Raw genomic sequence first — 405 nt, 5'->3', positions numbered from 1 at the left:
CTGCCGCCGCCCGTGCCCGTTTCGGCATGCGCGCCAAGCGCCGGCACGGGGCGACACTGCACAGTTCGGGCCGCGTCTTCAATGATTGGATGGAGCGGGCCCGCGCCGACTGACGGCTGCCTTTTCCCGCTTGTTCCCCGGATCAGCATCGGCCCTTCCATTTCCGCGCCGATGCGCGCGAGGTTCAGCGCACCACCAGCAATGACGGACCCGAGGCCATGTCGCCGCCGGCGACGAACTCGCTTGCGTGAGCGCGTTCCTTGAGGAGCACGCTGGCGAGTGCGGCAAAGCCGAGCAGACCCTGCGCATAGAGCAGCGCGAAAAGCACGGAAGCTGCGAATTTCGTTTTCATCGCCGGAATTCCCCAAAAAATGCCGGTGTCGCGGGTCGCTTCAGGAAACTCCC

At 65.4% G+C, this 405-nt stretch carries 1 protein-coding gene; it reads right to left on the bottom strand.

The features are described from left to right. Nucleotides 1-184: 184 nt before the first annotated feature. The coding region (locus EN852_RS35660; RefSeq protein WP_210238294.1) for a hypothetical protein at nt 185-405 on the bottom strand (221 nt) is incomplete at its 5' end.

This window comes from Mesorhizobium sp. M2E.F.Ca.ET.209.01.1.1 (assembly GCF_004010375.2).
GTDB lineage: Bacteria > Pseudomonadota > Alphaproteobacteria > Rhizobiales > Rhizobiaceae > Mesorhizobium.
This window is presented reverse-complemented; position numbering and strand designations above follow the sequence as displayed.